Here is a 12459-nt window from a genome sequence, read left to right as displayed (position 1 = left end):
CATCACTTGTTCTGACCGGCCACGAAACCGTGGATGCGATGATTGATCGGCGCGAGCGCCTTCTGAATATCGCGGTAAATCGGAAAACCCTGATCGTAGACAGCGGTTCGCGCCGGATCCGGCACCGCCCGCGATACGATTTGAACGACACCGGCGGCTGCACGCTCATCCTTGAAAACGCCAATGCCGACACCTGCCAGCAATGCCGCGCCATACGAGGCATCAGCGACGGCTGGCAGTTCAACCGTGATGTTCAGCACGTCGGCGACGATCTGTCGCCACAAGGCGCTGCGCGCGCCGCCACCCGTCAAGCGCGCCGTCGAAAATCCAAGACCCTTGGACTTCATGACCTCAAGACAATCCCGCAGGGAATAGGCCACGCCCTCGTAGAGCGCGCGGACAAAATGGCCGCCGCCGTGGTTGAAGCCTGCACCGACGAAATCCGCCCGCAGCAGCGGGTCCCAGTAAGGGCTGCGTTCGCCATTCAGATAAGGATGGAAGAACAATCCCTCTGCGCCTGGCCGCACCGCAGATGCTCGGGTATCCATGGCATCGAAAACTGCGCTGCCGTCTTCACCGTCACGGCGGAAGAATGTATCGCGCAGCCATTTGTGCGCTGACGCGCAGGAGTTGGTAGCGGCAATAACGTACCAGTGGTCCGGCACGACATGATAGTAATTGATCAGCGAGAAGTCTGGCTGGGCCTTGCGCGACAGCACATTGACTGTCGCGGCGGTCGCGAGTTTCACGACCCCCATTCCCTCGCGCACCATGCCCGCGCCAAAAGTCTCCGCTGCGGTATCGGACGTGCCGCAGACCACCGGCGTGCCTTCCGCCAGGCCCGTCGCCTGCGCAGCTTTCGCCGTCACCTTACCGACGATGGCGCTCGGCTTGACGATCGGCGGCAATGTTGCCATCGGCCAGCCAATCATGTCGCACAGCTCTTTCGACCACTCTCCCTTCTGTGCATCCAGCATCAGAGTGCCCAGAGCATCAATGGTATCGGTCTCCCAAGTACCGGTGAATTGCGCGCGCAGCCAATCCTTGGCGATATAAAGCCGCCTGACGCGCGCGAACGCTTCCGGCTCATGCGTGCGCAGCCACTGCATCTGCGGCAACGTCCAGGTCGGGTTGGCGCGATTGGCCCCGATCTCCAGAATACGCGCGTCAGCCTTGTCGCGAAGCTGCTGCGTCTCCTCGCGGCTGCGCTGATCGTTCCATAAAATCGCGGGGCGGATCACTTGGCCGTCGGCATCCTCGAGCACCTGCGTGTGAGCGCCGGCCGAGAACGAAATCGCGGCGATATCGGACGCGGGGCGCCCGGACGCTTTCAAACCGCGGCGTAACGCATCGCAAGCCGCCAACCACCAGTCATCAGGGTTCTGCTCGCTCCAGCCCGGATGTGGCGACGACGTCGCGACGGGCGCGGACGCCTCGCTGACCAGCGAACCATCACTCCTGATGATGCTGATCTTGAGCGAGCCGGCACCGAGATCAATGCCGACCAGGAGAGGATCAGACACAGCCATGCGCACCCTCCCCGAATGCCGCGCCGCTGCGCGTCCTGTCAATCACGGCGAATGTCTTTCGCGTTAGGCCCCGGACGCAAACCTAGCTTGCCGGGATTCAGGAGATTGGCGGGATCGAGCGCATCCTTGATTGTCTGGAGCACATTGAGACCCGCGCCGAGTTCGCGCTGCATCCATGGATTTCTGAACAAGCCGGCGCCGTGATGATGCGCGATCGAGCCGCCGTGATCGAGCGTCAGTTCCTGCACCGCATCCCAAAGTCTGGCGTGGATCGGCAGCGCTACCTCATCTGCCATCGGCGGCAGGCGGATCGTCATGTATTGGCATGCGCCTTCGGGATAGACGTGCGACCAGTGCGCGCCGAAATGAACGCCCGGATGAATCTTGCGTACAGCGTTGCCGATGGCGTCATACATCGCGGGGATTGCCGACCAGTTGCCGGTCACCTCGATGGTGTCATTGAAATAGCCCGCATCGTGCCACTTCTGCGAGTAAGCGACGTAGCGGTTTTCCTTCCAATGGTGAAACGGAGCATCAGGCCCGATTTCGCCGCCAAGTTCCTTGGCGATCGCCAGCGCCATATCCTGCTCGACTGTGACCAGCGGCTCGCTGCCACTGAACATCATCATGGCCAGATAGGGCTTGGTCTTGAACAATGCGATGTCCTTAGTACGCTCATCGCTCTCAACCCGATCGTAAAGACGCACGACGGCCGGGCGCAGTTCTGCTTGCATAATGAGCCGCGCGCAGTCCCAAGCCGCCTGCTGCGTCGGAAACGCCAGCACAACACCGCGCTCGATCTCAGGCTTTTTCCAGATTCGCAGCGTGGCCTCCGTAATAATGCCGAAGGCACCTTCACCGCCGATCATCAGATCTCGGATTGACGGACCGACCGAGCGCCGCGCAACCGGGCGCACTTCAAGCGGCGTGCCGTCCGGCAGCACAGCTTTCAAACCGGCAACGATGTCCTCGATCTTTCCATAACGACTGCTGGCCTGTCCTCCGCCACGGCAGGCGAGCCAGCCGCCGACGGTGGAAATCTCGATCGACTGCGGTAAATGACCGCACGTGTATCCGGCTTCATTGAGCTGACGCTCGAACTCGGCGCCGTTCATGCCCGCCTGCACGGTCACGACTGCATCGGTCGGGTTGATCGAAACGATTTTATCGAGCCGGCGCGTGTCCAGCATGATCTCGCCGCCGAGCGGAATCGCGCCGCCCAGAACACCCGAGCCGTTGCCATAGGGAATGATGGGAGTATTCCGCGCCCTGGCAAGCTGAACGACGCGAATAATCTCATCCTCGTTCGCTGGACGCACAACGAGACGCGGCACCGCTCCGGCAAGAGTGCCTGCGCGCTCGCGGAAAACAGCGAATGGCAGGCGATCGCGCGCATAGCCGAGGCGCTGATCGAATGATGCTAGAACGTTGTCATTACCGACGATTGCCCCAAAAGCAGAGACGAGGCTTTCATCGACACGATCGGTTTCGCGCACGGCGGCGATGGTGGTTGCAGTCATGACAGCCCCTTTTCAGAGGCCAAATTCGCCACGCTCACTCGGCGCACTCCCCTGATCGCATTATATTTTCTCGTGATTGAACAAATGGCTTGCACAATCGTTTGTTCAAACGTCTTACAAACGGCCCCTGCGGTCAAGTTAAAATTTAGCGCGGGGCTGGGCCTGTGGAAGCGCGGATGACGAGACCGTCTGGCGCGAGAGGCGCGACAGGTTGCGGCGTACCGCCGTTCAAAAGATCGATCAGAAGATCGGAAGCAATTTCACCCATCAACTCCGTAGGCATCTTCACCGACGTCAATTGCGGATAGAGCATTGTCGCAACCGGCGCATCGTGCAGGCCCATCACCGATATGTCGCGTGGAATTTGAAGACCCGCTTCATGCAACAGAGCCATCGCACCCGCCGCGGTGACCAGCGTGGCGCCAAGAACAGCCGTCGGCTTCAGTGCAAGAAGACTGCGCATCGCATCCGCTCCGCCCTCCGCCGTGTATCCAGCAACGGCGACCAGCTTCGGATCGAACGGAATACCGTGCCGCTTCAATCCGTCGCGATATCCGGCCAATCGTTCGCCGGCGTTGAACCCCCCAGGACGGCCCGCAAGATGTGCGATCCGCTTGTGACCCATCTGCGCCAGATGATCGACGGCAATTGCCGCAGCGGCGCGGCTGTCGAGCACGACGCAATAAGGGCTGCCGGACAGTTGCCGGTTGAGTAGCACGAATGGCGTATGGGTCGATTCAAGCTCTTCGCGCAACAGGGCGTCATCGTCGAGGCTCGCAACCAGCAGCCCGTCGGCGCGGTTGCCGTGAGACAGACGGTGATAGACGGCGTCGGTCGCGCCCGACTCCCGGTGCGCAATCAGCAACGAATAGCCATGCCGTGCGGAGGATTTTTCGGCACCGCGAATGGCAGACGCAAACACCGGGTTATCGAGTTGCGGAACGATGAGACCGAGCGTCCGGCTGCGTGACGTTCGCAAACCCTGCGCGAGCGTATTTGGTGAATAATCCAGACTACGAGCGCTTTCGAGAATCCGCTCTCGCGTCTCCGGACGAATGCGCTGGCTCTCCTCGCCGCGCAGCACCCGCGAAGCGGTGGATACGTCGACCCCCGCCATACGTGCAACATCGGCTAGTCTCGGCCTCATCGATTCCTGCATCCCAAACGACGTTCGCGCGGCGAGCGTAGACTTGGAGGCTCGATAAAACAAGCAAGCGCAAGGCCCGGACTCGACGCATTCCGGCCGTCAACGTACAAGGCTTGAGCGGTCGAAAACCGGATTGGCCGGGTTAAAAGACGGATGCAGCCATGAACGTCACCATCTATCACAACCCGGATTGCGGAACGTCCCGCAACACGCTGGCAATGATCCGGCAAAGCGGCATCGAGCCCACAATTATCGAGTATCTGAAGCAGCCGCCCACCCGCTCAGAACTGATCGAGCTCATTGCGGCGATGGGAGTTTCTGTGCGCTCGCTTTTGCGCGAGAAGGGCACACCCTATGCCGAGCTTGGGCTCGGCGATCCGAAATGGACAGATGATGATCTGATCGATCAGATGCTCGCACACCCAATCCTGATCAATCGGCCGATCGTCGTGACACCTAAGGGCGTCAAGCTGTGCCGGCCTTCGGAGGCTGTGCTCGACGTTCTGCCAAATCCTCACATAGGCAGGTTCGTCAAGGAAGACGGCGACGTCGTCAACCCTGTGTGAGGCACGTCGCTGCCGATGACCAACACCCTGCTTATGCGAGGTGAAGGTCAGGCAACTTGCGACTCAGTTTTGCGAATCAGCCTTGGCGAAGCGATCGTCAAGCGCGTAGCCCGCGCCACGAACCGTGCGGATCGGATCCGACTCGCGCCCAAGATTTAGCAGCTTCCTGAGACGGCCGATGTGTACGTCCACCGTGCGCTCGTCGATATAGATGTCACGGCCCCACACGCCATCGAGCAGCTGCTCGCGGCTGAACACACGCCCCGGGTGTTCCAGGAAGAACTCCAGAAGCCGGTATTCGGTCGGGCCCAAGTCGATCGGGCGGCCAGAACGGGCAACGCGCCGCCGGTCACGATCTAGTTCGATGTCGCCAAAGGCGAGAACGGTCGCGAGGCGTTCGGGACTTGCGCGCCGCAGCAGACCCTTCACACGCGCCAGCAGTTCCGGCACCGAGAACGGTTTGACGATATAGTCGTCCGCTCCAGTCGCAAGGCCCCTCACCCTTTCGCTTTCCTCGCCGCGCGCGGTCAGCATGATGATCGGAATCTGCTTGGTCTCGGGTCGTGCACGCAACCGGCGGCAAAGCTCGATCCCGGACAGGCCTGGAAGCATCCAGTCGAGCACGATGAGATCGGGAACATGTTCCTTGAGCCGGGTGTCCGCATCGTCGCCGCGGGCAACCGTCTCGACGTCGTAGCCCTCGGCATCCAGGTTGTAGCGAAGCAGCGTGGTCAACGCCTCTTCGTCCTCGACCACAAGAATTCGGGCGCTCATTTCAAGTCCTTTAGTTCGTCTTACAAATTAACTGCCTGACGCGGCCGTTGCAAAGTTCGTCATGTCGCCCTTCGGGCGCTGATCGAGCATCTGCTGGCCTTCGATCATGTAGAAAACCGTCTCGGCGATGTTGGTCGCATGGTCGCCGATCCGTTCAATATTCTTGGCGCAGAACATCAAGTGAATACAGAAACCGATATTGCGCGGGTCTTCCATCATATAGGTCAGAAGCTCGCGGAACAGGGACGTGCAGATTGCATCGACCTCTTCGTCGCCCTTCCAGACGGTCATCGCGGCAGGCAGATCGTGCGCCGCATATGCATCGAGCACCGACTTGACTTGCGACTGAACGAGGTCGGTCATGTGTTCAAGGCCACGGATCAGCTTCAGCGGATGGAAATCGCTGTCGAGCGCTGCGACGCGCTTGCCGATGTTCTTCGACAGGTCGCCGATGCGCTCCAGATCGGTGGCAACGCGCATCGAACTGACGATTTCACGCAGATCGACCGCCATCGGCTGGCGGCGAGCGATCGTCAGCACCGCGCGTTCCTCGATCAAGTGCTGCAGTTTATCGATCTCGAGGTCGGCCGCGACAACGCGCTTGCCCAGCGCGACGTCGCGCCGGATCAACGCATCGACGGAATCGACGATCTGCCGTTCTGCCAGTCCGCCCATCTCGGCCACGAGCCGGTTGAGTTCCTGAAGGTCGTCGTCGAACGCTTTGGCGGTATGATCTGAAGCCATGATATGTTTTCTCCCGCGAATGCGCGTCAGCCGAAGCGGCCGGTGATGTAATCTTGTGTGCGCCGGTCGGTCGGCGAAGTGAATATCTTGTTGGTGTCGTCGAACTCGACCAGCTCACCAAGATACATGAACGCTGTCTTGTCAGACACACGCGCCGCCTGCTGCATATTATGCGTCACGATGGCGATCGTGTAGTCCTCCTTGAGTTCCTGGATCAGTTCTTCGACCTTGGCCGTCGAGATCGGATCGAGCGCCGAGCAAGGTTCGTCGAACAGGATGACCTCAGGACGGACGGCGACAGTGCGTGCGATGCACAGGCGCTGCTGCTGGCCGCCGGACAGGCTGAGGCCGCTGGCGTTCAGCTTGTCCTTGACCTCGTTCCAGAGCGCGCCGCCCTTCAACGCGGCCTCGACGCGGCCGTCCATTTCGGACTTCGAAATCTTTTCATAGAGCCGGATACCGAACGCGATATTCTCATAGATCGTCATCGGGAATGGGGTCGGCTTCTGGAACACCATACCGATCCGGGCGCGCAGCAAATTCAGGTCCAGTTTCGGATCAAGAATATTGGTCGAGTCCAGCATCAACTGGCCGACCGCTCGCTGACCGGGATAAAGGTCGTACATGCGGTTGAAGATGCGCAGCAATGTGGATTTGCCGCAGCCCGACGGTCCGATGAAGGCGGTCACGCGGTTCTCGCCGAGAACAAGATTGATGCTCTTCAGGGCGTGGTGCTCGCCATAATAGAAATTCAGATCGCGCGCGGTCACCTTGGGCCGCGCATCAAGCCGGCCAATACCACCCGGTACGGGGCTGCGGGAAAGATCTACGCTGACAGAAAGCTGCTCGTTCATTTCGATGTCCTCTCGGCGCCGAGAATGCGCGCGCCAATGTTAAGGGCAAGTACGGTCAAGGTGATAAGCAAAGCCCCGGTCCATGCGAGCTGTTTCCAGTAGTCGTAGGGGCTTTGGACGAAGTTGTTGATGGTCACCGGCAGGTTCGCCATCGTCTTGGTCAGATCGAGACTGAAGAACTGGTTGCTCAGCGCAGTGAACAGCAGCGGCGCGGTTTCGCCAGCAACGCGTGCCGTCGCCAGCAGGACGCCGGTGATGAGGCCGGCGCGCGCAGCGCGATAAGCGATACGCTTGATGACAAGCGAACGCGGAAGACCGAGTGCAGATGCTGCTTCACGCAGCGGATTGGGCACGAGACCAAGCATGTCTTCGGTGGTGCGCACCACGACCGGGATCACGATCACCGCAAGCGCCAGCGTGCCGGCCAGCGCCGAGAAGCCGCCCATCGGTACAACGACCGCACCATACACGAACAAACCAATGATGATCGATGGCGCGCTCAGCAGGATGTCGTTGATGAAGCGGATCACCGAGGTCAGGCGGTCGTGTTTGCCGTATTCGGCGAGATAAGTGCCGGCGAACAATCCGATCGGCGCGCCGATGCCGACGCCAAACACCGTCATAATGATCGAGCCAACGATGGCGTTCAGCAATCCGCCATCGGTAGATCCGGGCGGCGGCGTATTCTCGGTGAAGACACCGAGATGCAGGCCAGCAAAGCCGTTGTAGAACAGCGTGAACAGGATCAGCGCGAGCCAGGTCACGCCGAAAACAGCTGCGCCAAGGCACAAGAACCGGATGACGATGTCCCAGCGGCGGCGAGAGGCATAGATCGGGTTCATGACTTAGTTCCCCGCCTTCTTTTCAAGACGCATCAGCATCAGCCGCGCTGCTGCGAGCACGAAGAACGTCAGTACGAACAACAGCAAGCCAAGCAGAATGAGACCGGACTGATGCAGACCGTCGCTTTCGGCAAATTCGCTGGCGATGGCCGCTGAAATTGTCGTGCCCGGAGCAAAGACCGATGAGGATATCCGGAACGAGTTTCCGATAATGAATGTCACCGCCATCGTCTCGCCGAGCGCGCGGCCGAGTGCGAGCATGATGCCGCCGATCACGCCGACCTTGGTATAAGGGATCACGACGTTGCGGACGACTTCCCAGGTGGTGCAGCCGACACCATAGGCCGCCTCCTTCAGCACTGGCGGCACCGTCTTGAATACGTCGACGGAAATCGCGGTGATGAAGGGCAGCACCATGATGGCCAGAATCAGCGCGGCATTGAAAAGGCTGAGGTAGGACGGCGGCCCCGCGAAAATCGTGCCGAGGACGGGCACACCGTCAAACAGCCGGATCATGAAAGGCTGGAATGAGTTTGCCAGGAATGGACCAAGTACGAAGAAGCCCCACATGCCGTAGATGATCGACGGAATCCCTGCGAGCAGTTCGACGGCGATGCCGATCGGACGGCGCAGCCACTGCGGGCAAAGCTCGGTCAGGAAGATCGCGATACCGATACCGACCGGGATGGCGATAATCATCGCGATCACCGAGGTTATCAGCGTGCCGTAGATCGGGCCAAGCGCGCCCAGAACCGGAGGATCAGCGGACGGCGCCCAGCGCTGCGTCCAGAGGAATGCAAACCCGTATTCCTTCATCGCGGGCCATGCGCCTGCGATCAGCGATAGAATAATGCCACCGAGAATAAGCAAGACGGCGATCGCGCAGACCCTGGTGGTCCAGTAGAATGCCTTGTCGCCGAACTTGAATGCGCTCAGAGCTTTTGCGCGATCGTAAGGTCCGGCTGCTTCCATTGAGGTGCTCTGAACCGCCATCTCTGCCACGCTAGTCCCCTGTCCCATTCACTTTACATAGTTGCCGGCCGCACACGTCGTTACGCCAGCGGTAGTCCAAGAAAACGGAGGAGAGGCAAGCCTCTCCTCCGGAACATTTGCTTAGCTCTTGATGTCAGCCGACCAGGTCTTTTCAATCAGCTTGACCACCGGCTCAGGCATCGGGATGTAGTCGAGCTCTTCAGCCATCTTGGCGCCCTTCTCGAACGACCACTTGAAGAACTTGATCGCTTCCGCAGAGGCAGCCTTGTCGACCGGGGTCTTGTGCATCAGGATGAAGGTTGCGGCGGTGATCGGCCACGAAGCTTCGCCCGGCTGGTCGGTCAGGATCACGTAGTAGCCCGGAGCCTTGGCCCAATCAGCATTGGAAGCCGCCGCCTGGAAAGCAGCAACGGTCGGCTGCACGGTCTTGCCGGCCTTGTTGATCATCGCAGTGTAGGTCAGCTTGTTCTGCTTGGCATAGGCATACTCGACATAACCGATCGAGTTCTTGGTCTGGCCGACGTTGCCGGCTACGCCTTCGTTGCCCTTGGCGCCGACGCCGGTGGGCCATTCAACAGCGGTCCCCTGACCAACCTTGGCCTTCCACTCAGGGCTGGCCTTCGACAGATAGTCGGTGAAGTTGAAGGTCGTTCCCGAACCGTCCGAACGACGCACCACGGTGATGGCATCGGTCGGCAGCGTCAGCTTCGGGTTCAGCTTGGCGATTGCGGGGTCGTTCCACTTGGTGACCTTGCCGAGATAGATGTCGCCCAGCAGTTCGCCGGAGAGCACCAGTTCGCCCGGCTTAATGCCTTCGAGGTTCACGACAGGCACGATCGCGCCCATCACCATCGGCCACTGAATGAGGCCATCCTTCTCGAGCTGTTCAGCCTTGAGAGGCGCGTCGGTCGCGCCGAAGGTCACGGTCTTGGCCTGAATCTGCTTGATGCCGGCGCCGGAACCGATCGACTGGTAGTTCAGACCGTTGCCGGTCTCTTTCTTGTAAGCGTCAGCCCACTTCGAGTAGACGGGGAACGGGAACGTCGCACCCGCGCCGGTGATGTCGGCAGCAAAGGCCGAGGTCGATGCGGCGACAAGGCCGGCAGCGACGATCGCTTTTTTAATGAAATTCACTGGGTCTCTCCATCGTGTGAACAAAGCGCCTGACCGTTCGAGATCGTTATCGCGCTTCGAGGCCGCCTTCTTAGAAGGCCGAGCCTGCACTTTTTATGAAATCCACATGACAGCGGTGTGACAGCGTTTACCACTCAGTAACACACGACCAAGTCATTGATTTACTAGATGAATATAAAATCATCTATTTCGGAAGAGCGATGGATACCACTCATGTTTACCCGCTTCCCATCTAAGCAGCCGAGTGTGACAGTGCGTGGATATGATTGGCGGCAGGGTATCTGCTGCGCCAACCGCCGCACCGAGTAAGGGCTCCAACGCCGATCTGCATGCCCCGGCAAGGGCAATCATGGACGCAGGAACACCTTCCTGCCCCCCGGCACGCAGACCGTTGGACCCGGGCGAAACTAGAGAGCTACCAGGACAGCACTTCATTTCAGGCTCGCCTGCCTGATGCCCGATGGAACTGCCTCCGCTTTCTTTCCTTTGGAATCGAACTGCTTGAGGTAGGCGACGACATCGTCAATCTGCTTTGGATCTTTCAGGCCCGGGAAAATCATCTTGGTGCCCGGAATCTTGGCTTTTGGATCCTTGATGTAGTCCCGGAAGGTCGCTTCATCCCAGGTGAGGCCGGAGTTCTTGTTCGCCGCCGAGTAGTTGAAGCCTTCGATACTCCCGGCTTTGCGCCCGAACAGTCCGTTGAGCACGGGCCCGACGGCATTCTTCGCGCTTTCGCCGATCTGGTGGCAAGCCCTGCACTGAGCAAAAACCTTCTCGCCTGCGGCCGCATCCTGGGCGGTGGCGGGAACAACCGAGAGAAGCCCTGCTCCTACGACGAGAATGAAAATGCGCATGCGACCACTCCATGTCTGACAAACAGAACGGCTGAGAAAACCAAATCTGAAACGAGCGCGCTGTTGGCGGGTTAGCCCAGCGAATTGATGATTTCCCGGTAAGCTGCTTCGGGGAACGCCTTCAATGTGCGCGTCCTGATATTTCCCATCATTCCAAGTTGCAGGTTGAAACGCGCAGCAACCGCATCGTCCGGAGCTTCGTAAACCGCGACGATGTCATATTGTCCCATGGTCAGGAAAAATGATTTGAACTCGCCGTCCATATCCTTGAGCGCCTTCTTCGCCGCATCCAGACGGCGCGGCGAGTCCTTCACGGCGTGCACGCCTTTGTCGGTCCAGTTCGCCAGCATGATATATGTCGTCATGGCAGTCCTCCGTACGTACGAGGCCCCCACCAGTCTCACGCCCCTGACTTGAAGAACACGATCCGGGTCAAAAAGGTGTAGTCCGACTCCAGAACCATGATGCCCACGAACACCAGCAACACCAGCGGCGGCAGCAGGATGGCATAACTCAGCGCCAGGCGCTCCCAGGCCATATGCATGAAGACCGCCACAATCAAACCTGCCTTCAGAATCATGAACAGCAGGATCAGCGACCAGCGTAGATATCCGTGAACGCCGAAATAATCGACGAGATAAGAGCAGGCGCTCAGCACAAACAGCCATGCCCAGACCACGAGGTACAGCTTGATCGGATGCTGTTGTCCCTCGGCATGTGCAGCAGCCGGTACCGCATGAGAAACTCCGTTCATCGTGACTTCAGCCATGTGTCACCTCACCACAAATAGAAAAACGCAAAAATGAAGACCCACACCAGATCGACGAAATGCCAATAGAGTCCGGTGATTTCGACGATCTCGTAATGTCCCTTCCGGCTCGTGAAAAAGCCGCGCCGCTCGGTGTCGAAATCCCCTCGCCAGACTTTTCGCGCGATGATGATCAGGAAAATCACGCCGATGGTGACGTGCGTTCCGTGGAAACCCGTAATCATGAAGAAGCATGAGCCGAACTGCGCTGCCCCCCACGGATTCTCCCATGGCCGGACACCCTCCATGATCAGCTTTGTCCACTCAAAGGCCTGCATGCCGACGAACGTCGCGCCGAATGCAGCCGTCACCAGCATCAGGATCGCAGTCTTGCGGCGGTCGCGCCGATAGCCGCAGTTGACGGCCATCGCCATGGTTCCGCTGCTGCTGATGAGCACGAAGGTCATGATGGCAATCAGGATCAGCGGCATATGATGTCCGGCGATCTCGAGCGCGAACACTTCACTGGGGTTCGGCCAAGGCACCGTCGTCGACATCCGCGCCGTCATATATGACAGCAGAAAACAGCCGAAAATGAAGGTGTCGCTGAGGAGAAAGATCCACATCATGGCCTTGCCCCACGAGACATTCTTGAACGCCCGCTGATCTGACGACCAGTCGGCCGTAATGCCTCGCCAGCCCTTAGCCCGTGTGTGGGATTGTCCGGTGTTTGTCAGCACAGTCTCCGCCATCG

14 protein-coding genes are annotated in these 12459 nt (G+C 59.5%); 1 reads left to right on the top strand and 13 read right to left on the bottom strand.

The features are described 5' to 3' along the window. Window positions 1–2 precede the first annotated feature (2 nt). The 3 genes from xylB to HMPREF9695_RS03645 form a co-directional block, all read right to left on the bottom strand. On the bottom strand, window positions 3–1529 hold the full coding sequence (gene xylB, locus HMPREF9695_RS03655; protein WP_006019442.1) for a xylulokinase: 1527 nt from the start codon (window positions 1527–1529) through the stop codon (window positions 3–5). A 38-nt stretch (window positions 1530–1567) separates the two neighbouring features. Continuing rightward, complete coding sequence (locus tag HMPREF9695_RS03650; protein ID WP_006019441.1) at window positions 1568–3049, bottom strand: FAD-binding oxidoreductase; 1482 nt, start codon at window positions 3047–3049, stop codon at window positions 1568–1570. A 145-nt stretch (window positions 3050–3194) separates the two neighbouring features. After that, entirely contained in the window at window positions 3195–4196 is a 1002-nt protein-coding gene (locus tag HMPREF9695_RS03645; protein WP_006019440.1) for a LacI family DNA-binding transcriptional regulator, read from the bottom strand. Between the two features lie 161 nt (window positions 4197–4357). On the opposite strand from HMPREF9695_RS03645, the gene arsC reads away from it, so the two are divergent. Continuing rightward, window positions 4358–4762 (top strand): arsenate reductase (glutaredoxin), encoded by a 405-nt coding sequence (gene arsC / locus HMPREF9695_RS03640; RefSeq protein ID WP_006019439.1) that lies wholly within the window; start codon window positions 4358–4360, stop codon window positions 4760–4762. A 63-nt stretch (window positions 4763–4825) separates the two neighbouring features. On the opposite strand, the gene phoB is transcribed toward arsC, so the two are convergent. The 10 genes from phoB to HMPREF9695_RS03590 form a co-directional block, all read right to left on the bottom strand. Continuing rightward, the gene (gene phoB / locus HMPREF9695_RS03635) at window positions 4826–5536 is read right to left on the bottom strand and encodes a phosphate regulon transcriptional regulator PhoB (RefSeq protein ID WP_006019438.1); all 711 of its coding nucleotides are present in this window, start codon (window positions 5534–5536) and stop codon (window positions 4826–4828) included. Between the two features lie 27 nt (window positions 5537–5563). After that, window positions 5564–6280, bottom strand: coding sequence for a phosphate signaling complex protein PhoU (phoU, locus tag HMPREF9695_RS03630; protein ID WP_006019437.1), 717 nt, complete (start codon window positions 6278–6280; stop codon window positions 5564–5566). 26 nt (window positions 6281–6306) lie between these two features. After that, window positions 6307–7134 carry a phosphate ABC transporter ATP-binding protein PstB gene (gene pstB / locus HMPREF9695_RS03625; protein WP_006019436.1) on the bottom strand — a complete coding sequence of 276 codons (828 nt, stop codon included), beginning with the start codon at window positions 7132–7134 and terminating at the stop codon, window positions 6307–6309. Next, entirely contained in the window at window positions 7131–7976 is an 846-nt protein-coding gene (pstA, locus tag HMPREF9695_RS03620) for a phosphate ABC transporter permease PstA (RefSeq protein WP_006019435.1), read from the bottom strand. Before pstA ends, pstB begins: the two co-directional genes overlap by 4 nt. A 3-nt stretch (window positions 7977–7979) precedes the next feature. Then, entirely contained in the window at window positions 7980–8978 is a 999-nt protein-coding gene (gene pstC, locus HMPREF9695_RS03615; protein ID WP_024921456.1) for a phosphate ABC transporter permease subunit PstC, read from the bottom strand. A 111-nt stretch (window positions 8979–9089) separates the two neighbouring features. Further along, entirely contained in the window at window positions 9090–10103 is a 1014-nt protein-coding gene (gene pstS, locus HMPREF9695_RS03610; RefSeq protein ID WP_006019433.1) for a phosphate ABC transporter substrate-binding protein PstS, read from the bottom strand. Between the two features lie 431 nt (window positions 10104–10534). Next, window positions 10535–10957, bottom strand: coding sequence for a c-type cytochrome (locus HMPREF9695_RS03605; RefSeq protein WP_006019432.1), 423 nt, complete (start codon window positions 10955–10957; stop codon window positions 10535–10537). A 71-nt stretch (window positions 10958–11028) separates the two neighbouring features. Next, on the bottom strand, window positions 11029–11322 hold the full coding sequence (locus HMPREF9695_RS03600; RefSeq protein WP_006019431.1) for a GYD domain-containing protein: 294 nt from the start codon (window positions 11320–11322) through the stop codon (window positions 11029–11031). Between the two features lie 35 nt (window positions 11323–11357). Continuing rightward, on the bottom strand, window positions 11358–11726 hold the full coding sequence (locus HMPREF9695_RS03595) for a cytochrome C oxidase subunit IV family protein (protein ID WP_006019430.1): 369 nt from the start codon (window positions 11724–11726) through the stop codon (window positions 11358–11360). Window positions 11727–11734: 8 nt separating this feature from the next. Further along, window positions 11735–12457, bottom strand: a complete 723-nt coding sequence (locus tag HMPREF9695_RS03590) for a heme-copper oxidase subunit III family protein (protein WP_006019429.1) — start codon at window positions 12455–12457, stop codon at window positions 11735–11737. Between the last annotated feature and the right edge of the window lie 2 nt (window positions 12458–12459).

This window comes from Afipia broomeae ATCC 49717 (assembly GCF_000314675.2).
Taxonomy (GTDB): Bacteria; Pseudomonadota; Alphaproteobacteria; order Rhizobiales; family Xanthobacteraceae; genus Afipia; species Afipia broomeae.
Note: the sequence above shows the minus strand (reverse complement) of the source record. Positions and strands in the feature narration are given on the sequence as shown.